Source organism: Litchfieldia salsa, assembly GCF_900104555.1.
In the GTDB taxonomy this organism is placed as follows: domain Bacteria; phylum Bacillota; class Bacilli; order Bacillales; family Bacillaceae_L; genus Litchfieldia; species Litchfieldia salsa.
The window spans coordinates 88360-111267 of the sequence record NZ_FNJU01000002.1 but is presented as its reverse complement, the minus strand read 5'-3'; the positions used below and the strand labels follow the sequence as shown (position 1 = coordinate 111267).

General features: G+C 36.0%; 23 protein-coding genes. All 23 read left to right on the top strand.

The window, feature by feature from the left end:
- The first annotated feature begins 57 nt into the window (after window positions 1–57).
- The 23 genes from acpP (at window position 58) to xerC (ending at window position 22886) form a co-directional block, all read left to right on the top strand.
- Window positions 58–294, top strand: coding sequence for an acyl carrier protein (acpP, locus tag BLQ56_RS04375; protein ID WP_090850344.1), 237 nt, complete (start codon window positions 58–60; stop codon window positions 292–294).
- Window positions 295–389: 95 nt separating this feature from the next.
- Complete coding sequence (gene rnc / locus BLQ56_RS04370) at window positions 390–1121, top strand: ribonuclease III (protein ID WP_090850342.1); 732 nt, start codon at window positions 390–392, stop codon at window positions 1119–1121.
- 409 nt (window positions 1122–1530) lie between these two features.
- The gene (gene smc / locus BLQ56_RS04365; protein WP_090850339.1) at window positions 1531–5091 is read left to right on the top strand and encodes a chromosome segregation protein SMC; all 3561 of its coding nucleotides are present in this window, start codon (window positions 1531–1533) and stop codon (window positions 5089–5091) included.
- A 17-nt stretch (window positions 5092–5108) separates the two neighbouring features.
- Window positions 5109–6110: a signal recognition particle-docking protein FtsY gene (gene ftsY / locus BLQ56_RS04360; protein ID WP_090850337.1), complete on the top strand. Its 1002-nt coding sequence runs from the start codon at window positions 5109–5111 to the stop codon at window positions 6108–6110.
- 89 nt (window positions 6111–6199) lie between these two features.
- Window positions 6200–6529 (top strand): putative DNA-binding protein, encoded by a 330-nt coding sequence (locus BLQ56_RS04355; RefSeq protein ID WP_090850335.1) that lies wholly within the window; start codon window positions 6200–6202, stop codon window positions 6527–6529.
- Between the two features lie 13 nt (window positions 6530–6542).
- Entirely contained in the window at window positions 6543–7883 is a 1341-nt protein-coding gene (gene ffh, locus BLQ56_RS04350; RefSeq protein ID WP_090850333.1) for a signal recognition particle protein, read from the top strand.
- A gap of 97 nt (window positions 7884–7980) precedes the next feature.
- Entirely contained in the window at window positions 7981–8253 is a 273-nt protein-coding gene (gene rpsP, locus BLQ56_RS04345; RefSeq protein WP_090850331.1) for a 30S ribosomal protein S16, read from the top strand.
- A 14-nt stretch (window positions 8254–8267) separates the two neighbouring features.
- The gene (locus BLQ56_RS04340) at window positions 8268–8498 is read left to right on the top strand and encodes a KH domain-containing protein (protein WP_090850329.1); all 231 of its coding nucleotides are present in this window, start codon (window positions 8268–8270) and stop codon (window positions 8496–8498) included.
- 75 nt (window positions 8499–8573) lie between these two features.
- Window positions 8574–8960, top strand: coding sequence for a YlqD family protein (locus tag BLQ56_RS04335; RefSeq protein ID WP_090851279.1), 387 nt, complete (start codon window positions 8574–8576; stop codon window positions 8958–8960).
- A 10-nt stretch (window positions 8961–8970) separates the two neighbouring features.
- Window positions 8971–9486: a ribosome maturation factor RimM gene (rimM, locus tag BLQ56_RS04330; protein ID WP_090850328.1), complete on the top strand. Its 516-nt coding sequence runs from the start codon at window positions 8971–8973 to the stop codon at window positions 9484–9486.
- Window positions 9483–10217, top strand: coding sequence for a tRNA (guanosine(37)-N1)-methyltransferase TrmD (trmD, locus tag BLQ56_RS04325; protein WP_090850326.1), 735 nt, complete (start codon window positions 9483–9485; stop codon window positions 10215–10217). Before rimM ends, trmD begins: the two co-directional genes overlap by 4 nt.
- A gap of 139 nt (window positions 10218–10356) precedes the next feature.
- Complete coding sequence (gene rplS, locus BLQ56_RS04320) at window positions 10357–10701, top strand: 50S ribosomal protein L19 (RefSeq protein WP_090850324.1); 345 nt, start codon at window positions 10357–10359, stop codon at window positions 10699–10701.
- 290 nt (window positions 10702–10991) lie between these two features.
- On the top strand, window positions 10992–11522 hold the full coding sequence (gene lepB, locus BLQ56_RS04315) for a signal peptidase I (protein WP_090850322.1): 531 nt from the start codon (window positions 10992–10994) through the stop codon (window positions 11520–11522).
- Between the two features lie 37 nt (window positions 11523–11559).
- Window positions 11560–12441, top strand: coding sequence for a ribosome biogenesis GTPase YlqF (gene ylqF / locus BLQ56_RS04310; RefSeq protein WP_090850320.1), 882 nt, complete (start codon window positions 11560–11562; stop codon window positions 12439–12441).
- Between the two features lie 121 nt (window positions 12442–12562).
- Window positions 12563–13354 (top strand): ribonuclease HII, encoded by a 792-nt coding sequence (locus tag BLQ56_RS04305; protein ID WP_090850318.1) that lies wholly within the window; start codon window positions 12563–12565, stop codon window positions 13352–13354.
- Window positions 13341–14627, top strand: a complete 1287-nt coding sequence (locus BLQ56_RS04300) for a hypothetical protein (protein WP_090850316.1) — start codon at window positions 13341–13343, stop codon at window positions 14625–14627. The genes BLQ56_RS04305 and BLQ56_RS04300 overlap by 14 nt, the downstream gene beginning before the upstream one ends.
- Window positions 14624–14902: an EscU/YscU/HrcU family type III secretion system export apparatus switch protein gene (locus BLQ56_RS04295; protein WP_090850314.1), complete on the top strand. Its 279-nt coding sequence runs from the start codon at window positions 14624–14626 to the stop codon at window positions 14900–14902. The genes BLQ56_RS04300 and BLQ56_RS04295 overlap by 4 nt, the downstream gene beginning before the upstream one ends.
- Window positions 14903–15244: 342 nt before the next feature.
- Window positions 15245–16405: an ADP-forming succinate--CoA ligase subunit beta gene (gene sucC, locus BLQ56_RS04290; RefSeq protein ID WP_090850312.1), complete on the top strand. Its 1161-nt coding sequence runs from the start codon at window positions 15245–15247 to the stop codon at window positions 16403–16405.
- A gap of 17 nt (window positions 16406–16422) precedes the next feature.
- Window positions 16423–17325, top strand: a complete 903-nt coding sequence (sucD, locus tag BLQ56_RS04285; RefSeq protein WP_090850310.1) for a succinate--CoA ligase subunit alpha — start codon at window positions 16423–16425, stop codon at window positions 17323–17325.
- A gap of 115 nt (window positions 17326–17440) precedes the next feature.
- Complete coding sequence (gene dprA / locus BLQ56_RS04280) at window positions 17441–18319, top strand: DNA-processing protein DprA (protein WP_090850308.1); 879 nt, start codon at window positions 17441–17443, stop codon at window positions 18317–18319.
- A gap of 110 nt (window positions 18320–18429) precedes the next feature.
- Window positions 18430–20505 (top strand): type I DNA topoisomerase, encoded by a 2076-nt coding sequence (topA, locus tag BLQ56_RS04275; protein ID WP_090850306.1) that lies wholly within the window; start codon window positions 18430–18432, stop codon window positions 20503–20505.
- 109 nt (window positions 20506–20614) lie between these two features.
- Complete coding sequence (gene trmFO, locus BLQ56_RS04270) at window positions 20615–21922, top strand: FADH(2)-oxidizing methylenetetrahydrofolate--tRNA-(uracil(54)-C(5))-methyltransferase TrmFO (protein ID WP_090850305.1); 1308 nt, start codon at window positions 20615–20617, stop codon at window positions 21920–21922.
- Window positions 21923–21983: 61 nt separating this feature from the next.
- Complete coding sequence (gene xerC / locus BLQ56_RS04265; RefSeq protein ID WP_090850301.1) at window positions 21984–22886, top strand: tyrosine recombinase XerC; 903 nt, start codon at window positions 21984–21986, stop codon at window positions 22884–22886.
- The last annotated feature ends 22 nt before the right edge of the window (window positions 22887–22908 follow it).

Below are 22908 nucleotides of genomic sequence, written 5' to 3'. Positions count from 1 at the left end.
AGACCTAGTTTTTATAAATAAAATAATCTATAATGACTTGAGGGGAGGTGAAGAACAATGGCAGAGGTATTAGAAAGAGTAACTAAAATAATCGTAGATCGATTAGGTGTAGACGAATCAGAAGTAAAGCTTGAGTCTTCTTTTAAAGAGGATTTAGGTGCAGATTCTCTTGATGTAGTTGAACTTGTAATGGAACTTGAAGATGAGTTCGATATGGAAATCTCAGACGACGAGGCTGAAAATATTACAACAGTAGGCGACGCAGTGAACTACATAAATAAACTACAAAAGTAAAGCACTTTACTTAAAGTCCCGTTTAAAAACGGGACTTTATCCTATTTTTATTTCACTCGTAGACTGCTTGTGTTTGTTTTTTCGTGGAGGTTAACATGGTAAAGGGTAAAAATTATAACGAGAAAAAGAATAAAGTTATACAAAAATTTAAAGAGTTCCAGGACAAACAGGGCATTTCATTTACTAATGAAAAACTGCTGATCCAGGCTTTTACACATTCATCCTATGTGAATGAGCATCGTAAGAAACCATATGAGGATAATGAAAGATTAGAATTTTTGGGAGACGCCGTCCTAGAATTAACTGTATCTGAGTTTTTGTTCAAAAAATTTCCAATTATGAGCGAAGGTCAGTTAACAAAGATGCGTGCTGCCATTGTATGTGAACCTTCTCTTGTTTCGTTTGCAAATGACCTATCGTTTGGGGAATTTGTACTTCTTGGAAAAGGAGAGGAACTAACAGGTGGAAGAGCAAGGCCAGCACTACTTGCTGATGTCTTTGAAGCCTTCATAGGTGCATTATACTTGGATCAAGGAATTGACCCAGTGTATAAATTTCTGGAGCGAACAGTGTTTCCGAAAATTAACGAAGGTGCTTTTTCTCATGTGATGGATTATAAAAGTCAGTTACAAGAGCTTATACAGCGTGATGGCAAAGGGATGATTGAATATAAGGTCCTACAAGAAAAGGGTCCTGCCCATAATCGCGAATTTGTATCAAAGGTTTCTTTGAATGGTGAGGAGCTAGGAATAGGTTCTGGAAAATCAAAGAAAGATTCTGAACAAAGAGCTGCCCAAATTGCCCTTGATGCATTAAGGCTGAAATAAAGAAGCTTAATGAACCCCAATATAATGGGGTTTTTATATTTTTTAAAGGCTCTTTTTGCAAAGTTTGTTGTTAGACACAGAGTTTGAAATAGTAGAAACAAGCAGGATGAATACACGTAGACTCCTGTGGGACCAGTGGCCAAAGTGAGACCCCACAGGAGCATAAGCGACGAGGAGGCTCACTGGATACCCACCGGACGCGGAGTGTATTCAGCCTGCGGCTTAACAATTTACAAAAAACAGCCTTTTTAAAAGAAAATTAGTTGAGATTAATTTGGCAATGTTGAACATGTTAAAGTATGATAAAATATGTAGGTTAAAGGTATTTAGGACTAGCTGTCTTATAGACTTTTCTTAGACAAACTACCTACCTTCTAAATTAATAATATGTGGTTAAAGGGGGAAACGTATGTTCCTCAAACGTTTAGATATAGTTGGATTTAAATCTTTTGCAGAAAGAATTGCCGTTGACTTTGTTCCAGGTGTAACAGCAGTTGTAGGACCGAATGGTAGTGGTAAGAGTAATATAACTGATGCAATTCGCTGGGTATTAGGTGAGCAATCTGCAAAATCTCTTCGTGGTGTGAAAATGGAAGATATTATTTTCGCAGGAAGTGACAGTCGCAAGGCTTTAAATATCGCTGATGTAACATTAACATTAGATAATAGTGATCAATTCTTACCAATTGATTATCATGAGGTAAGTATCACAAGAAGAGTATTTCGTTCTGGTGAAAGTGAGTTTCTAATTAATAAACAAGCTTGTAGATTAAAAGATATTGTTGATCTTTTTATGGATTCAGGACTTGGAAAAGAGGCTTTCTCAATCATCAGTCAAGGGAAGGTTGAAGAGATACTTAGCAGTAAAGCTGAAGAGCGTAGAACGATTTTCGAAGAAGCTGCTGGTGTATTAAAATACAAGACAAGGAAGAAAAAGGCAGAGTACAAGCTTGCTGAAACGCAAGAAAATTTAAATAGAGTAAATGATATTATTCATGAATTAGAAGGGCAAATTGAGCCTTTAAATATACAAGCTTCCATTGCAAAAGATTATATAGAGAAAAAAGAGGAGCTTGAACATTTCGAGGTGGGGGTTACTGTAGTAGAAATAGAATCATTCCATCAAAAGTGGGAAGATCTGAAACAGCAAATAGAAAAACATACAGAACAAGAATTAACAATGGGGACAATGATTAATAAAAAAGAGGCACATGTTGAACAAATTCGTGATCAAATTGATGGACTAGATGCAATGATTCAAGAGTTACAACAAGTGTTGTTAGTTACAAGTGAAGAATTAGAAAAGCTCGAGGGACGAAAGGAAGTACTGAAAGAACGAAAGAAAAATGGTGATCAAAACAAAGTACAGCTTGAGCAAATGATTACTGAACTCGAAAGTAAGATAGAGCAAACGAATGAAACCATTAGCAATGAAAATATTCGACTGAAGAGTTTAGAAAAAATGATTGAAGAACTGAGAGGCTCACTTAAGGAAAATCAGTCATTATTATCGGTTTATGACGAAAATATTGATGAAAAACTTGAACATCTTAAAAGTGAGTATGTTGAATCTTTAAATAAACAGGCATCTGCAAAAAATGAACTCAGTTATATTCAACAACAATCAACTCAGCAAGAACAAAAAAATAGGCGTCTAGAAGATAGTAATGAGAAATATATAATCGAACGACAAGAGATCAATCAAGAAAAAATGCATCTCCAAACAAAGCTCTCAGTGATTGAGACGGAATTGGCTAATCAAATTAAGAGTTATCGTGAAGTGGTTGATAATCTTGAGAAATTAAAAGGAGTATATGATAAAAAAGAAAAAACATTATATCAAGCCTACCAATACCTTCAACAAACGAAGTCACGTAAAGAGATGCTAGAAGAAATGCAGAATGACTATTCTGGATTCTTTCAAGGGGTAAAAGAAATATTAAAGGAAAGAGATGGCCGTTTGAATGGAATTGAAGGTGCAGTTGCAGAACTACTTACAGTTCCAAAAGATTATGAAACTGCAATCGAGATTGCACTTGGTGCAGCGACACAACATATTGTGGTAGACAATGAAACAAATGCGAGAGCAGCCATTCAATATTTAAAAAAGCACTCTTACGGTAGAGCAACATTCCTGCCTTTAAATGTTATAAAGGAAAGAAGAATGAATGAAGCCCAATTAGAGGTAGTAAAGGGTCATGAATCATTTATTGGTTCGGCAGCTTCATTAATAAAGTATGACTCAAAATATGGTTCTGTTATTTCAAGTTTATTAGGGAATGTACTAGTTACAACTGATTTAAAGGGTGCGAATGAACTTGCTAAAAAGCTTCAATACCGTTATCGAATGGTCACGTTAGATGGTGATGTTGTTAATCCAGGTGGATCAATGACAGGTGGTGCCGTTAAGAAAACGTCAAACTCATTGTTAGGTAGAGGTAGAGAATTAGAAAGTATTATAAAAAAACTTGAAGAAATGGAAGAGAAAACAACTGTTCTGGAAAATCAAGTAAAGGCAGAAAAGAAAATAATTGTTGAACTAGAAGAACGGTTAGAGGGATTGCGTGAATCCGGAGAAACATTAAGGTTAAAAGAGCAATCTTTAAAAGGTCAATACCGCGAAATTGAGCTCAAAGAGCGTAATGTGAATGAACACCTTTCACTGTATGATCATGAAAAGCTGTTGTCCCAGCAGGACCAAATGAGATTGATTGAAAGAAGTAATGAACTTAATGGATTACTTGAAGAAACTGAACTGGAAATCAGTAAACTAAATCAAGAGATTCAGGATTTAACCTCTAAGAGAAATGATGAGCAAACGTCAAAAGAGTCGATTCAGGTTAAAATTACTGACCTTAAAGTAGTGTTGGCAGAGAAGAATCAGCTGTTTCAAAGTCAAAAAGAAAAATTGATGAATCTTGAAACCGAAAATGATGAATCTATTAAGAAATTAGAACGAATGAAGGAAGACTGGAACTTCTTGAATAGTGATTTGGTTACCAACTCATCAGGAGAACAAGAATTAGAAGAAGCAGCACGAAAGAAACTCAACGATAAAAATGAAACACTCAATATGATTAGTGGCCATAGACAAAAACGATTAAATCTTCATACATCTCTAGAGGATATTGAAAGAGAACTAAAAGAAGAAAAACGACAACATAAACAGATTGTCGATGTATTAAAAGATGAAGAGGTTAAGGTGAACCGATTAGATGTAGAACTGGAGAATCGCTTAACCAATTTAAGAGAAGAGTATTTTCTAAGTTATGAAGCAGCTAAGGAAAAGTACCCTCTAGGAATCGACCTTGCTGAAGCGAGAAAGAAAGTAAAGCTAATTAAACTTGCTATCGAAGAGCTTGGGACTGTCAACCTTGGTGCGATTGATGAATATGAGCGTATTTCAGAAAGATTTACATTTCTAACTGAGCAAAAAGAGGATCTAGAAACTGCAAAAGACACCCTTTATAAGGTGATTGATGAGATGGATGAAGAGATGAAGAAAAAGTTTCAAACAACTTTTCTGAACATAAAATCTCATTTTGAAGGTGTGTTTCAGGCTTTATTTGGTGGAGGTAGGGCTGATTTGCGTTTGACAAACCCGGATGATCTACTAAATACAGGTGTTGAAATTGTTGCACAACCTCCTGGTAAAAAGCTTCAAAACCTCGGTCTTCTCTCAGGTGGTGAACGAGCACTTACTGCTATTGCATTACTGTTTTCAATATTAAAGGTGCGACCTGTGCCTTTTTGTATTCTCGATGAAGTTGAAGCCGCACTTGATGAGGCAAATGTATTCCGATTCTCCCAATATTTAAGAAACTTCAGTAGAGAAACGCAATTTATCGTTATCACACATCGAAAAGGGACAATGGAAGAAGCCGATGTATTATACGGTGTTACAATGCAAGAATCAGGAGTATCAAAATTAGTGTCAGTAAAGCTTGAGGATTCTAAGGAATTTGTATAAAAGAAAGGTCGGATCTAATGAGTTTTTTTAAAAAGCTTAAAGAAAAAATTTCAAAGCAAACAGATACGGTTACAGAAAAATTTAAAGAGGGTTTAACCAAAACAAGGGATTCATTTTCAGAACGTGTAAATGATCTAGTGGCTAGGTACCGCAAAGTTGATGAGGAATTTTTTGAGGAACTTGAAGAAATATTAATTGCCGCTGATGTTGGTGTTTCAACGGTAATGGAACTCATCGATCAGTTACAGATGGAAGTGAAACGACGAAATATTCAAGATACAAAAGAGGTTCAAGCGGTGATCTCAGAGAAGTTAATTGAGATTTATCAAGGGGGAGACGAATCTTCACCACAATTAAACATTGAAAGAGAAGGGTTATCCATTATCCTAGTGGTAGGAGTGAATGGAGTTGGGAAAACAACCACAATTGGAAAACTTGCAAATAAACTAAAAAACGAAGGTAAGTCAGTACTTTTAGCTGCAGGTGACACCTTTCGTGCTGGAGCAATTGATCAACTAGAGGTATGGGGTCAAAGAGTTGGGGTTGATGTTATAAAACAGTCAGAGGGTTCAGATCCTGCTGCTGTTATGTTTGATGCCGTCCAAGCGGCTAAGTCAAGAAAAGTCGATGTGCTTATTTGTGACACTGCTGGGCGTTTACAAAATAAAGTAAACCTTATGAAAGAGCTAGAAAAAGTTAAGCGTGTCATTGAGCGCGAATTTCCTGGTGCTCCGCATGAAGTATTGTTAGTCCTAGATGCAACGACAGGACAAAATGCATTAACACAGGCAAAAACTTTCTCAGAAGCTACTGAGGTAACGGGGATCGTATTAACAAAACTGGATGGAACTGCAAAAGGTGGTATTGTTCTAGCCATTCGGAATGAATTGAAAATTCCAGTTAAACTTGTTGGATTAGGTGAGAAAGTTGATGATCTGATGGAATTCAATGCTGAGCAATATGTTTATGGGTTATTTGCTGATTTATTGGATGTATCAGAAACAGAAGAAAAAGAATAAAGGTGTAAAGAAAAAAACTTGACATCTTTTGCTATGAATTGTAAACTATTTACTTGTAAAGGTATTTCACTTAACAAGGGGTGATAACAATGCTTGAAAAGACAACAAGAGTCAACTATTTATTTGATTTCTATCAAACGTTGTTAACTCCAAAGCAGAGTAGTTATATGTCTCTATATTATCTTGACGATTACTCCCTTGGTGAAATTGCAGATGAATATAATGTTAGCCGTCAAGCTGTTTATGATAACATTAAAAGAACAGAGGCTATGCTGGAAGAATATGAAGAAAAACTGTTACTATTTTATAAATTTCAAGAACGACAAAAGATACTAGTTCAGCTAAAATTGATGATTGAAAGTAATGAATTGCCAAAAAAGCTTGAAGAAGTTGTAGAGTCGTTGGAGAAATTAGAATAGGGGGGCGGCATGAATGGCATTTGAAGGATTAGCCGACCGACTGCAGAATACCATTCAAAAGATACGTGGTAAGGGTAAGGTAACCGAAGCGGATGTAAAAGAAATGATGCGTGAGGTTCGTCTTGCACTTCTTGAAGCTGACGTAAACTTCAAGGTTGTCAAAGACTTTGTGAAGCGGGTTAGTGAACGTGCGATTGGACAAGAAGTCATGAAAAGTTTAACTCCGGGACAACAAGTAATAAAAGTTGTTCAAGAAGAGTTAACAGCACTCATGGGTGGAGAACAAAGCAAGATTGCTGTTGCAAAACGACCACCAACTGTCATTATGATGGTAGGATTACAAGGGGCCGGTAAAACAACAACAACAGGAAAACTAGCGAATCTTCTTCGGAAAAAGCATAATCGTAAGCCAATGCTAGTTGCAGCAGATATTTATCGACCAGCTGCAATTAAACAGCTAGAAACATTAGGGAAACAACTGAATATGCCTGTATTCTCTCTTGGTGATCAGGTGAGTCCTGTTGAAATTGCAAAGCAAGCAATTGAAAGGGCGAAAGAAGAGCATCATGATTATGTTTTAATTGATACTGCTGGGCGTCTTCATATAGATGAAGAGCTTATGGATGAACTCGTTCAAGTTAAGGAGATAGCAAAGCCTGACGAAATTTTCCTTGTAGTAGATGCGATGACAGGTCAGGATGCAGTTAATGTTGCAAGTAGTTTCAATGATTTATTAGGTTTAACTGGAGTTGTACTGACTAAGCTTGATGGTGATACACGAGGTGGTGCAGCACTGTCAGTTAAGGCAGTTACAAATACACCAATTAAATATGTGGGTCTTGGCGAAAAGCTAGATGCAATAGAGGCATTTCATCCTGAAAGAATGGCATCCCGTATTTTAGGGATGGGAGATGTACTAACATTAATTGAGAAGGCTCAAAGTTCTGTTGATGAAGAAAAGGCGAAAGAGCTAGAGCAAAAATTTCGTTCAGCATCATTCACATTTGATGACTTTTTAGACCAATTAGGTCAAGTGCGTAAGATGGGTCCATTGGATGAAATCCTAGGAATGCTTCCAGGGGCTAACAAAATGAAAGGCTTGAAGAATGTTCAAGTCGATGATAAACAGATTAGTCATGTCGAAGCGATCATTCAATCAATGACAAAGGATGAAAAAATACATCCCGAGACGATTAATGCTAGTCGCAAAAAAAGAATTGCAAAAGGTAGCGGTAGGACTGTTCAAGAGGTTAATCGACTATTGAAACAATTTGAGGACATGAAAAAGATGATGAAACAAATGACGAGTATGTCAAAAGGAAAGAAAAAAGGGATGAAATTTCCTTTCATGTAAGGAAATTAATCATATGTAAAGAAAAAAGACTTTACAAACGTTAGTGAACTTGCTAATATTATATCTTGTTGAAATATTTTCGGAGGTGCTATTTAAAATGGCAGTTAAAATTCGTTTAAAGCGTATGGGAGCAAATAAATCTCCTTTCTATCGTATTGTTGTAGCTGATTCTCGTTCACCACGTGATGGACGTTTCATTGAGACTGTAGGAACTTACAATCCTGTAAACCAACCTGCAGAAGTTAAGATTAATGAAGAGTTAGCATTAAAATGGTTACAAAATGGTGCAAAGCCATCTGACACAGTTCGCAATTTGTTCTCGCAACAAGGGATTATGGAAAAATTCCATAACGTAAAACTTGGCAAGTAATGAATGTGGACAAGATGAAAGAGTTAATTGAAACGATCGTAAAACCACTTGTTGATCATCCTGAGGAAGTTTCTATCATAGAAACAACTGACGAGCGAAATATCACTTATTTGTTATCAGTTAACAGAGAAGATATTGGAAAGATTATTGGCAAGCAGGGTAGGGTCATTAAAGCGATTCGAACTGTTGTATATGCAGCAGGGACTAGTCATAATAAACGAATTCATCTAGAAATTAACGAATAAGGAAAAAGGGTGAGGGCTAACCTCCCCTTTTTTTAAATTATCTAAAAAAGTGTTTTGTAGGAGTTGAAATGTTTGATGAAAATCATTCAAACGGTGATTGTGAAACAAATTTTAACCGAAAATAGTAAATCATCATTGTTAGAATCCTTTCAACAAAAACAACAACAACTTAAGAAGGAACTCGAACAACTTAAATTCGAACTAAAAAAATTCGATAAAAGTGTAAAACAAAATAAAGTAACCATAAATAATCAATATCATAAAGAAATGACAAACCGAGAAGAAAAAATGAAACTTCTTGATTTTCAAATAAGTCAAATACATATGCTACCTTTAGGTAGTGAATTAAAAGAAAAAGAAGTACAAGCTCTAGTTGAAGTTAGTCCCGGCGACAATTGGAATGAGATCATGCAAGCCAAAACAATTATTGTTAAAGAAGGAATTATTCAGGAAATACGTTAGAGGTGAAGAAATGGATAATTGGTTTAATGTTGGTAAAATTGTAAATACACACGGAATTAAGGGTGAGGTTCGTGTCGTTTCCAGAACAGATTTTGCAGATGAACGTTACCGTGTAGGGAATGACTTATATTTGTTTTTTCCGGAAAAGCAGGAACCAGTACATGTTGTTGTTAAAAGTCATAGAACACATAAACAATTTGACCTATTGGAATTTGAAGGCTTTGACAATGTGAACCAAGTTGAAGTATTCAAAAATGCACTTATTAAAGTGCCAGAAGAACAGCTTACTGAATTGGATGAAGGGGAATTTTATTTCCATCAAATTATCGGGTGTACAGTCATAACTGAATCAGGTGAAGAAATTGGAAAAATTACTGAGGTTTTGACACCTGGTGCAAATGATGTCTGGGTAGTAAAGGGTAAGAATGGTAAAGAAATATTAATCCCGTATATCGAGGATATCGTAAAGGAAATTAATATCGATGAAAAGCGGATTAGAATTGAAGTAATGGAAGGCTTACTATGAAAATAGATGTGTTATCACTTTTTCCTGAAATGTTTGAAGGTGTCTTAGGACAATCTATTTTAAAAAAAGCAAATGAGATGGGTAAAGTAGACTACAATGTAGTGAATTTTAGAGAATTCACAACAAATAAACACAATAAGGTCGATGATTATCCATATGGTGGAGGAGCAGGGATGGTTCTTCAGCCACAACCACTATTCGATGCTGTTGAAGAGTTGACAAAAAACGAGATTAATCAGCCAAGGGTCATTCTGCTTTGTCCACAAGGAGAAAGATTTTCGCAAAAACATGCTGAAGAGCTAGTTAATGAGGATCATCTCATTTTTGTTTGTGGTCATTATGAAGGATATGACGAGAGAATTCGTACTCATTTAGTAACAGATGAATTCTCGATTGGAGATTATGTCCTTACTGGTGGTGAGCTTCCTGCGATGGTCATTATTGATAGTGTAGTAAGGCTATTGCCAGGTGTGCTAGGAAATGAGGATTCTCCAATAAAGGATTCACATAGTACAGGACTACTAGAGCATCCACAATACACAAGGCCAGCTGAATTTCGGGGGTACCAAGTTCCAGAAGTATTACTGTCGGGTAATCATAAACATATTGAAGAGTGGCGTGAAAAAGAAGCGTTAAGAAGAACCTTCTTAAGACGTCCAGATATGTTGAAGTCGTATCCATTAACATCACAACAAAAAAAGTGGTTAAAAGAGTTTGAAGAACAAAAATAACTATTGCATCAAGCTCCTTTAAGTGGTAAGATTATCTTTGTGACTTGGGCTCTGAAAGTCCTTGTCCTATTAAGATGTTCCGCTGCAATGATATAAAAAGCCTTGTCATGAGCGTCTGTTGGAAGGAGATGAATGAACGATGCAACAATTAATTGAAGATATCACAAAAGAACAATTAAGATCTGATCTACCTGAATTCCGTCCTGGAGACACTGTACGTGTACACGTGAAAGTTATCGAGGGTACTCGTGAACGTGTTCAGGTTTATGAGGGTGTTGTGATTAAGCGTCGTGGTGGTGGAATTAGTGAAACATTTACAGTTCGTAAGGTATCTTACGGAGTGGGTGTTGAGCGTACATTCCCAGTGCATACACCAAAAATCGCGAGACTTGAAGTTGTTCGTCGCGGTAAAGTACGCCGTGCGAAGCTTTACTACTTACGCGAACTTCGTGGTAAAAAAGCACGTATTAAAGAAATTCGATAATACACCAGTTAGGAGCTTGTCTAATATACAAGCTCCTTTTATTTTCTACTTAAACAACTTATAATAAATAAGGGATCTTTCTTTTTTATAAAGCTGTATTCTCAAAGTTTGTTGTTTTAGACAATAAACTTTGAAATGGTCGTTATATAAGCAGGCTGAATACACGTAGACTCCTGCGGCTTTAAAAGTAACATCTATATGAAAACAGCCTAAATAAAAGATGTACTAATAAATACATATAAAGAATATAAATTTTTAAAGGTAAATCGTACAGTTAGGTGGAGGAGCAAATGACCCGACAAAAAAATGAGCTTTTTGAGTGGCTTAAAGCCCTTGCCATAGCAGTTATTCTAGCCGCTGTGATTCGTTATTTTTTATTTGCCCCAATTATTGTGGATGGGTATTCAATGATGCCAACTCTACAAGATAAAGACCGCATGTTAGTGAATAAGATTGGTTACTTGATTGGTAACCCAAACCGCTTTGATATTGTCGTTTTTCATGCTACCGAAGAGAAAGATTATATAAAACGAATAATTGGGCTGCCGGGTGACCATATTGAATATAAGGATGATATTTTGTACATAAATGGACAATCCTATGATGAACCTTATCTAGTTGAGTATAAAAAAGAGGTTTTCGATGCTCCTTTAACAGAGCCATTTGAAATTAAGGTTCCTGATGGGCACTTATTTGTGATGGGAGATAATCGCAGACAGAGTAGAGATAGTAGGCATATTGGCCCTGTTTCAATTGATGAAGTAATGGGTAAAACGAATATGGTGTATTGGCCATTCGCAGATATTCGAATGGTTGATTAACGAAAAAATCGTAAGAATATAGAAGTTGGTGGTAAATTTGACGATACAGTGGTTTCCTGGACATATGGCAAAGGCAAGACGCCAAGTAACTGAAAAATTAAAATTAATTGATATTGTGATTGAACTAGTTGATGCTAGAATTCCTGCGTCATCAAGAAATCCAATGATTGATGAAATCATTACAAACAAACCAAGATTATTACTTTTAAATAAAGCTGATTTAGCTGATAGTAATCTTACAAAAGAGTGGATAAGCTATTACTCAGATCGCGGAATTACTGCACTAGCAATTGATTCACAAACTGGAACAGGTATGAAGCAAATCGTAGCAGAGTCCAAGCTTATCTTAAAAGATAAGTTTGACAAAATGGCATCAAGGGGAATTAAGCCAAGAGCGATAAGAGCATTAATTGTTGGAATTCCCAATGTCGGTAAATCAACATTAATTAATCGTTTAGCAAAGAAAAATATAGCACAAACAGGCGATCGTCCAGGTGTAACAAAAGCACAACAATGGATCAAGGTTGGCAAGGAGCTAGAACTTCTAGATACTCCAGGAATCCTATGGCCGAAATTTGAAGATCAGCAAGTAGGATTAAGGTTGGCAACAACAGGTGCTATTAAAGATACATTACTTAACCTACAGGAAATTGCAGTATATGCGTTAAACTTCCTAAAAGAGAATTACCCTAATCGTCTTAAAGAGCGTTATCAGCTTGAGTTTATTCCCGAAGATATCGTTGAATTATTCGATGAAATTGGTAAGCGAAGAGGCTGCAAGATGTCAGGGGGATATATTGACTATGATAAAACAGCAGAACTCATTATTAGGGAACTCCGTGGTGAAAAGCTAGGTCGATTAACATTTGAGAGACCGGTTGATATAGAATCGAAAACAGAAACTGAACTTGAAAAATAGTAGTAACGTAAGGTTAGTTCAATAAGAACTAATCTTTTTTATTTTCAAAAGGACTATTCTATTTAATTTAACAAAAAACAACCGATAAAAGAATATAGTAGGGTAGAAAGCGAGTTTTTTTATGAATAAAACAATCAAACAAATTGCGGATGAATTATTAATGGTGAACGATGAAAATGATAGCTTAATCCATGAATATAAGAAAGATCCTAGAAAAGGTGTACAACAATTGATCGCTAAATGGGAAAAAGCACAACAGGAAATCCAAAGAGAGCGAACTAGATTTCAAGAAATGTCGCAATACGAGCAAAATCTATATAATAAAGGGATCAGTTATATAGCAGGTATTGACGAGGTAGGTCGCGGTCCTCTTGCAGGACCTGTAGTTGCTGCCGCTGTCATACTACCAAAGAATTTTTTTCTGCCGGGTCTCGATGATTCAAAGAAAATATCTGAACAAAAAAGAGAAGAGCTGTTCCAACAAATTACCTCCCAAGCTGTTACATTTGGGATAGGCATTATAGATGCTAAAAAGATAGATGAGGTAAATATCTATCAAGCAACAAAATTAGCGATGAAACAGGCAATACTAAAATTGTCTATTAAACCCGAACATTTACTAATAGATGCAATGGAAATACAGGTTGATATTCCACAAACTTCAATTATTAAAGGTGATAGTAAAAGTTACTCGATTGCGGCAGGATCAATTATTGCGAAAGTGACTAGAGATAGGTTAATGAGAAGAGTTGCCATTGATTACCCGCAATATGGATTTGAAAAGCATATGGGTTATGGTACTGGAATGCATTTTAATGCGTTAAACACGTTTGGTGTTACAGAGTATCATAGGCGCTCTTATTCACCAGTACAACAGCTATTAGAGGGAAGGGAAAAGAATGAAAATACATAATGCTAATTCAATATTCCAGGCAACCTCTATAAAAGCTAGTACAAATGTGAAACCAATAAGATCCGGTCAAATCTTAACAGGTGAAGTGGTTAAATTTTTCCCTAATAATATGGCTCTTATCCAAGCTAATTCTATGAGGTTTATGGCTGAGGCGGAAACACAGTTAGTAATTAATCAAAAATATTTATTTCAGGCCATTCAAAAAGACCAGAAAATACAATTAAAAATCCTTAAAAACGACTCAGTAAAAAGCGTTGGAAGTGATATGTCAGTTATAAGTGAAACACTTATAAAACATACTAATCTTCCTAATACGAAACAGAATCAACAGCTTATCTATGCTCTCGTAAATGAGGGAATTCCTTTCACTGAGAGCGAATTGCAATTGATGACTAAGTGGATTAATGATGTAGAGGACATCCCAAGAGCACTTGAAACAATCCGAACAATGATAAAGAACAATATACCGTTTTTACAAGGAAGCCTTGAAGGGGTTTTTGCAATTCTTGACGAAGAACCAATTAGTAACCAACTATTGAATCTCCAAAAACTTTTAATGTCGGATCCATTGAGAGAACAAGAAGTCCTTAATAAGTTATTCATGAAAGTTGATGAAATTTTACAATTTGACCCAATTAGTCAATTATTATCTAAAAATCTTGAAGGTTCTAAAATGTTTAATTTAATGATTAGAAACTTAGGGTTAACTACTGCGGATATAGGGGCACTAGACCATAATCAAGAAGATTCGCTAAAGGCATTATTACGTTTATCGCTTACAACTATTAAAGAAGGTAGTTTACTTTACGAACGAATGGAACGATTAGCTAATAGGTTAACAGGGATGCAACTATTTACACAAGAAATTGGTCACAGTCAGCAGATTGTTCTGCAATTACCTATGAGGTTAGGAGATTATCTTTCAGATATGACGGTTCAGTTGAATAGTCAGAAAAATAGCAAAGGTAAAATTGACCCGGATTATTGTCAAATTTTGTTTTATCTGGATCTTCAAGAAATAGGGAATACAGTAATTGATATGAAGATTCAACACCGAGTACTAAACCTTACGATATACAATAAATCTGATAGTCTCTCAGAAATTATAAATCAATTGAAACCTAAGTTGAAAAAGAATTTAGACCAACAAGGATATATACTTTCAAATGTAAAACTAACTGTTCCAAAACATGAGGAAGTTGGAATAAAAGCGCTAATATCAACCATAGATTATCCGTTAAAAAATCTTTCAGGAGTTGACTTTTTGGTATGACAAAAGAACCGAAGTTAAAGCAAGCAGTGGCTCTAGGTTACCAACCTGACAAGGATGATGCACCCAAAATTCTTGCTAAGGGTAAGGGTGCAATGGCTGATCGCATTATTGACAAAGGAATGAAGCACAATGTGCCGATTGAAGAAGACAAAACTCTATCCGAATTGCTTATTCAATTAAACATTAATGAAAAAATTCCAGAGGAATTGTATAAAGCTGTTGCAGAGGTTTTTGCTTTTATTTATCAAGTTGATAAAAAATATAAGGAAACTTAAACGTTAACCAAGTGTATTTTGCTTGGTTTTTTATTTAGTTAAAAGATAACAAATTACAAAAAATTAGTATAATGTTAGTTAATTAAGTTCATATAGTAGACAATATTTGTTCATAAGTATAAAATGAAAGCGCAGTCTATTTTTTTAATCAGAATAATCTATAAAATTCTGATTTTCATAGAAACTTTGTTGGATAATCTGTATAATTACAGATGACTTACTTAGTTTAGGTAAAAGCCTAAAGACCACTTTTTTCACTTGAACATTTTGATTAATGAAAATGAGCGGCCGCTAGACGATTACCAATGAAGATATTGCTACATAAGGATAGGAGGATGGGAAATGAATATCCATGAGTATCAAGGTAAAGAAGTCCTTAGAAAATATGGGGTAGCTGTTCCAAACGGGAAAGTTGCTTTCACAGTAGAGGAAGCTGTCGAAGCAGCTAAGGAATTAGGAACAAAGGTTAATGTTGTAAAAGCCCAAATCCATGCTGGTGGACGTGGAAAAGCTGGTGGTGTTAAGGTGGCAAAAGACCTTGACGAGGTACGTACATATGCTAGTGAGATTTTAGGCAAAACACTAGTTACTCACCAAACAGGTCCTGAAGGCAAAGAAGTGAAGCGCTTATTAATTGAAGAGGGCTGCGATATTAAAAAAGAGTATTATATTGGTCTCGTTCTAGATCGTGCAACTTCACGTGTTGTTTTGATGGCTTCAGAAGAAGGCGGAACTGAGATTGAAGAGGTTGCTGAGAAAACACCGGAAAAAATCTTTAAAGAAGTCATTGATCCAGTAGTTGGGCTCCAAGGCTTCCAAGCACGTAGAATAGCTTTTAATATTAATATACCAAAAGAGCTAGTAGGTCAAGCGGTTAAGTTTATGACTGCTCTTTATACGGCATTTGTTGAAAAAGATTGCTCAATTGCTGAAATTAATCCATTAGTTGTTACAGGTGATGGAAAAGTAATGGCTCTTGATGCAAAGCTTAATTTTGATGCAAATGCATTATACAGACATAAAGATATCTTAGAATATCGTGATTTAGATGAAGAAGATGCAAAAGAAATTGAAGCATCAAAATATGACCTAAGCTATATTTCATTAGACGGAAATATCGGATGTATGGTAAATGGTGCAGGTCTTGCTATGGCAACGATGGATATCATTAAGCATTATGGAGGAGACCCGGCTAACTTCCTTGACGTTGGGGGCGGTGCAACTGCAGAGAAGGTGACAGAAGCGTTCAAGATTATCCTGTCAGACCAAGCTGTTAAAGGGATTTTTGTTAATATCTTTGGTGGGATTATGAAATGTGATGTTATTGCAGAAGGTGTTGTTGAAGCAACAAAACAAGTGGGCTTAGAAATACCATTAGTTGTTCGACTTGAAGGAACGAATGTCGACCTAGGTAAAAAGATACTACAAGAATCTGGTTTAAATATTACTGCTGCGGAATCCATGGCAGATGGCGCACAAAAGATTGTATCTCTAGTAGGATAGAAAGGCAGGGGAAAAACATGAGTGTTTTCATAAATAAAGATACAAAAGTAATTGTTCAAGGAATTACTGGAAAAACGGCTTTATTCCATACGAAGCAAATGCTTGAATATGGAACGAATATCGTTGGTGGAACTTCACCAGGTAAGGGTGGAACTGAAGTTGAGGGAGTACCAGTTTTTAACACAGTGAGTGAAGCTGTTGCTCAAACTGGTGCAAATGCTTCTGTTATTTATGTACCTGCACCTTTCGCGGCAGATGCGATTATGGAAGGCGTAGACGCAGAACTTGATTTAGTTATTTGTATTACTGAACATATTCCTGTATTAGATATGGTCAAAGTTAAAAGATATATGGAAGGTAAAAATACACGCTTAGTTGGTCCAAACTGTCCAGGTGTAATTACTCCTGGTGAATGTAAAATTGGGATTATGCCAGGCTATATTCATACTAAAGGACATGTTGGAGTTGTTTCTCGTTCAGGCACTCTTACATATGAAGCTGTTCATCAGCTATCACAGGCAGGTGTTGGCCAAACAACAGCGGTTGGTATTGGTGGAGACCCGGTTAATGGAACAAACTTCATCGACGTGTTAAAAGCATTTAATGAAGATGAAGACACATATGCTGTTATTATGATTGGTGAAATTGGTGGAACTGCTGAAGAAGAAGCGGCTGAATGGGTAAAGGCTAATATGACAAAACCTGTTGTAGGCTTTATCGGTGGTCAAACAGCACCTCCAGGAAAGCGTATGGGCCATGCTGGTGCGATAATCTCAGGTGGTAAAGGAACTGCTGCAGAAAAAATTAAAACGATGAATGAGTGTGGCATACAAGTTGCTGAAACCCCTTCTGTAATGGGTGAAACTCTAATTACAGTATTAAAAGAGCAAGGTTTGTATGAAAAGTGTAAAACACACTAAGCTTCAATGTTAAATATTTAGCAGACCCTGTTCAAAGGGTCTGCCTTTTCCCCATACTGCTCTACAAATAGTATCCCCGACAAAAAAATAGAACATTACCCCTCAAGGAGGACTTATGGAATCTTTATTTAAAGAGCGATTACTACAAATTCACCACTGTAATCTAGGATGGAAGAGTGTCTTAAGACTACTCAAGTTTGATCCCAACTTAACCTCAATCTATAACCTCACAATTCAAGAAGTCGAAGAAATTCTCCAAATCAACACAAATAACGCAAGAAAATTTATAAATGATTTGCAATCTTTGAAAAACCAAAGTATGCTAAATCATTATAAAGTGAAAAATATTCATATTCTTACAGTTTTTGAAGATGCTTACCCAGAAAGCCTAAAACAAATTTTTGATCCACCATGGGTTATCTACTTATCGGGTGACTTAACACTATTAAAGGATCCCAAAAAGCTAAGTGTTGTTGGAACAAGGAATCCATCTAACTATGGATATGACTGTATGAAAAAAGTGATTGTTCCACTTATTCAAGAAGATTGGACCATTGTAAGTGGATTAGCGATGGGAATAGATACTCGTGCACACGAACTTGCTATCTGGCATAAAGGTAGAACAATTGCTGTGATTGCTGGTGGCTTTGATCACATCTATCCGAAATCAAATAAAGAGCTAGCAAGGAAAATTAGTGAGCAACATTTACTAATATCGGAATATCCACCACATACTGAACCTAAAAGATGGCAATTTCCGATGCGAAACAGGATTATAAGTGGTTTGTCAGTGGGTACTCTTGTCATTGAAGCAAAAGAAGTAAGTGGATCACTGATAACTGCCAATCTTGCCCTACAGCAGGGAAGAGAAGTTTTTGCAATACCTGGAACGATCAATATGAATACAAGTAATGGTTGCAATCGCCTTATACAAGCTGGAGCAAAGTTAGTTATTACAAGTGAAGATATATCGTCAGAGATTATATATTTATAGAGTTATTCGGATTTTCATAAGAAGTGTTTATACCATACAGTTTGACAAATTGTATCGTATATTTAATAATAGTGAAGATTTTATAATACCTCTTAAGGAGGAAATGTTTCATGTCTGACTTCTTAGTCATAGTTGAATCACCTGCAAAAGCAAAAACAATTGAACGTTATTTAGGAAAAAAATACAAAGTAAAAGCATCTATGGGACACATTAGAGATTTGCCAAAAAGCCAAATGGGTGTCGATGTAGAGAATCACTTCGATCCTAAATATATAACCATCCGTGGTAAAGGCCCAGTCTTAAAAGAATTGAAAACAGCAGCTAAAAAAGCTAAAAAGATTTTTCTCGCGGCTGACCCGGATCGTGAGGGTGAAGCAATCGCGTGGCATTTAGCTCATAGCCTCGATTTAGATGTTTCTTCAGAATGTCGAGTTGTATTCAATGAGATTACAAAAGAAGCGATCAAAGAGTCTTTTAAGCATCCAAGGGCAATAAATATGGATTTGGTGGATTCACAACAAGCCAGAAGAATCCTTGACAGACTAGTAGGGTACAATATAAGCCCTCTACTATGGAAGAAAGTAAAAAAAGGATTAAGTGCTGGTAGAGTTCAATCAGTTGCTGTTCGCTTAATTATTGAAAGAGAACAGGAAATTGAACGATTTGAACCAGAGGAATACTGGACAATCGCAGCAGATTTTTTAAAGAAGAATGAACAATTCTCAGGTCTATTTTATGGAAGAGATCAAAAAAAGCTTGATTTAAAAAATGAAATAGAAGTAAAAAGCATTATGAATCAAATTAAAGGTAAAAATTTCACCGTACAATCTGTTTCAAAGAAGGAACGGAAACGAAATCCAGCACCGCCTTTTATTACATCTTCATTGCAACAAGAAGCTGCAAGAAAGTTAAACTTCCGTGCTAAAAAGACGATGATGCTTGCTCAGCAGTTGTATGAAGGAATTGATTTAGGTAAGGATGGGACAGTTGGTTTAATTACATATATGCGTACAGATTCAACCAGAATTTCAGAAACTGCCCAAAACGAAGTATCTGATTATATCAATCAGACTTATGGAAAAGACTTCGTAAGTGAAATTAAACGCAAAGACAAAAAGAATTCAAATACTCAAGATGCCCATGAAGCTATTCGACCAACTTCAACATTAAGAGAACCTAGTTCATTAAAGGCATATTTATCTAGAGATCAACTACGATTATACAAATTGATATGGGAACGATTTGTTGCTAGCCACATGGCTTATGCAGTAATGGACACGATGAGTGTTGACTTAGTAAATGAAGGAATTATCTTTAGAGCAACTGGTTCAAAAGTGAAATTTCCAGGCTTTATGAAAGTCTATGTTGAGGGTAATGATGATAATGAAGAAGAAAAGGATAAAATGCTTCCTGATCTTCAAGAGGGCGATAAGATTATATCTAAAGATATTGAACCTAAACAACATTTCACCCAACCTCCACCTAGGTATACAGAGGCAAGGCTTGTTAAAACGTTAGAGGAACTTGGCATTGGTCGACCTTCTACTTATGCTCCAACCCTTGATACAATTCAAAAACGAGGCTATGTTTCCCTGGATAACAAGAGATTTATACCTACAGAGTTAGGTGGGATTGTTCTGGAGTTAATCTTGGAATTCTTCCCGGAAATTTTAGATGTAGAATTCACTGCTAAAATGGAAAATAGTCTTGATGAGATTGAAGAAGGTAATGTTGAATGGGTTAAGATTTTAGATGAGTTTTATCGTGACTTTGAGAAACGTCTTGAAATCGCGGAGAACGAAATGAAAGAGGTTGAAATTAAGGACGAGCCTGCTGGAGAAGATTGTGAAGCATGCAATAATCCTATGGTCTTTAAGATGGGTCGATATGGTAAATTTATGGCCTGTTCAAATTTCCCAGAATGTCGAAATACAAAAGCTATTGTTAAGGATATTGGTGTTCAATGTCCTAAATGTGAAAAAGGAAATATAATTGAACGAAAAAGTAAAAAACGTCGAATTTTTTATGGTTGTGATCAATTTCCAGGATGCGATTTTCTCTCTTGGGATAAGCCTATTGCAAGGAAATGTCCAAAGTGTGAAAAAATGCTAGTAGAGAAGAAATTGAAAAAAGGCCTACAAGTTCAATGTGTGGAATGCGATTATAAAGAAGAAACTCAGAAATAAAAAGTGGTGAGCTTCTATTGCTCACCTCTTTTATGTTTTTATCAGTAAAGGTATTTAATTAACCCGAGATGGAACATTAAAATAGAAGAAATGATTTGGAGGAAAAATAATGAGTGAACAGACGGTTAATGTTATAGGGGCAGGGCTGGCAGGCAGTGAGGCTGCATGGCAATTAGCGAAAAGAGGAATTAAAGTTCATTTATATGAAATGCGTCCAGTAGTTAAAACGCCAGCTCATCATACTGATAAGTTTGCCGAGTTAGTTTGTAGTAATTCATTAAGAGCAAATAATTTATCAAATGCTGTAGGTGTTTTAAAAGAAGAAATGAGAATGTTAGATTCAATTATTATCAAATCTGCTGACGAGTGCTCCGTTCCTGCTGGTGGTGCATTAGCAGTTGATCGACACGAATTTGCTGCTAAAGTGACTGAGAGTGTAAAGAACCATCCAAACGTGACAGTATACAATGAGGAAATTCAAGAAATTCCAGAGGGACCAACCATTATTGCGACTGGTCCATTAACCTCAAAAGCATTATCAGAACAATTAAGAGGACTTACTGGTGAGGAATATTTATATTTTTACGATGCTGCCGCTCCTATTCTCGAAAAAGACAGTATTGACATGAATAAAGTATATCTTAAATCACGGTATGATAAAGGTGAAGCTGCCTATTTAAATTGTCCAATGACAGAGGAAGAGTTTAATACTTTTTATGATGCATTAGTGTCTGCTGAGACCGTACCTTTGAAGGAATTTGAGAAGGAGATTTTCTTTGAAGGTTGTATGCCAGTAGAAGTAATGGCCGCGCGTGGTCGAAAAACAATGCTGTTTGGTCCACTGAAGCCTGTAGGATTAGAAGATCCTAAAACAGGTAAAAGACCTTATGCTGTTGTACAATTGCGACAAGATGATGCAGCAGGCACATTATATAATATTGTTGGGTTTCAAACGCATTTAAAATGGGGACCGCAAAAAGAGGTTATTCAACTAATTCCTGGATTAGAAAATGCTGAAATTGTAAGATATGGTGTCATGCATAGAAACACTTTTATAAATTCACCAAATCTCCTTTTACCGACATATCAATATAAAGGTCGTCAAGATTTATTCTTTGCAGGACAGATGACAGGTGTTGAAGGATATGTGGAATCAGCTGCTTCAGGACTGGTTGCAGGACTAAATGCGGCACTATTGATGGTAGGTAAAGATCCAATTGTTTTCCCACATGAAACAGCAATTGGCAGTATGGCAAGATATATAACGACAACTAATGCCAAGAATTTTCAGCCCATGAATGCCAACTTTGGTCTATTCAAGGAATTAGAAGTGAAAATAAAAAACAAACAAGAACGTAACGAACAGTACGCTAATAGAGCGCTTGAAACAATTCAGAATTTTAAAAAGATAATATGAAATCATTTGCAAGGGCTATTAAATTATGATACTATTTAGTAGCCCTTGTGAGGTGGGATTTTTGGCAAAGAATAGCCTTTCTTTAAGCTTGTTTATTGAGTATTTACAAATAGAAAAAAACTATGCAAAGAACACCGTGCATGGTTACGAAAAAGATATTCTCGATTTTATAACATTTATGAATCAGGAAGGAATATCTTCTTTTATTGAGGTTACATATTCTGATGTGCGTCTTTTTTTAACTAAACTATATGTAAAACAATATTCACGAAGATCTGTCGCACGAAAAATTTCGAGTATGCGAAGTTTTTATAAATTTCTGGTGAGGGAAGAACTATGTATTGAGAACCCTTTTACACTTGTATCGCTACCTAAAAAAGATCATAAAATTCCTAGTTTTTTATACCAAGAGGAAATTGAGCATTTATTTAAGGTAAGTGATCTGACAACACCTCTAGGACAGAGAAACCAAGCGCTATTAGAAGTATTATACGCTACAGGAATTCGAGTAAGTGAGTGTTGCCAAATACAAATGAGTGATATTGATTTCTCACTTGGTACAGTCCTCGTAAATGGGAAAGGAAGTAAACAACGATATGTTCCTTTTGGAGAGTATGCAAGCAAAGCTTTATTGGACTACATCTCTAAGGGAAGATTGGCGTTACTTGAAAAATCAAGATCAACTTCAAATTTTCTATTTTTAAATTTCCGAGGAGGCAACCTAACAACAAGAGGTGTGCGATTAATACTAAGCAAGCTAGTTGATCAAACTTCTTCAACAATACATATTAGTCCACATGTTTTAAGGCACACCTTTGCTACTCATTTATTGAATGAAGGTGCAGATATGAGGTCGGTACAAGAGCTATTAGGCCATGCTCATCTTTCTTCAACTCAAATCTATACACATGTAACCAAAGAGCACTTGAAAAAGATATACATGTCTTCCCACCCAAGAGCGTAAGCTTTGGGAACATAAGGAGGTT